Raw genomic sequence first — 546 nt, forward strand, 5'->3', positions numbered from 1 at the left:
AGCCCATAGAAAAGGTTTTTCTATAGTTCCTTCTATCCTTGCCCCACCTTCGGTGCAGTTGTAAATTTTAGTATCTAAATATTTTTGTATTTTTTGTACATCTTGTTCTAAATTTTGCTTAAACATGAGCCAGACATGATGAGTTTTAACTTTCCCTTTTTTGCCATAAGCAAGAGTGTAAAGGTGTGGATACTTTTTACTTTCATAGGTTGCTGAGTTTTGATAATCATCAGGATGAGAATTGCCATTTTCAGCATAAGCTAAATCTTGTCCTATAAAAATGATTTTTTTATGATTTAAATGCAAGGAAAGATAACAAGCCATATGTGCAACACTAAATCCCATGTTAAAATATCCAAAATAATCTAATTTTAAATATTCTATAAAGCTTGCATAGGTTGAAACTAGGGTAAAATTATCGGTTTTTTTGTTTAGATAGTGTATAGCATTAGGGTGCACTACAGATTTGATAATAAAACAAACATCCTTATCAAATTCCCCAAAATCATGATTAAAAAATTCTGCTGTAATGGCTTTTCTTTCAAG

At 30.6% G+C, this 546-nt stretch carries 1 protein-coding gene; it reads right to left on the reverse strand.

Translation table 11 applies throughout. The annotated features are described in order from the left end of the window. Positions 1-546 (reverse strand): 6-hydroxymethylpterin diphosphokinase MptE-like protein (locus tag AJN64_RS02470; RefSeq protein WP_148122984.1); only part of this gene is annotated, 546 nt, incomplete at both ends.

This window comes from Campylobacter sp. BCW_4332, assembly GCF_001763175.1.
GTDB classification, from domain to species: domain Bacteria; phylum Campylobacterota; class Campylobacteria; order Campylobacterales; family Campylobacteraceae; genus Campylobacter_D; species Campylobacter_D jejuni.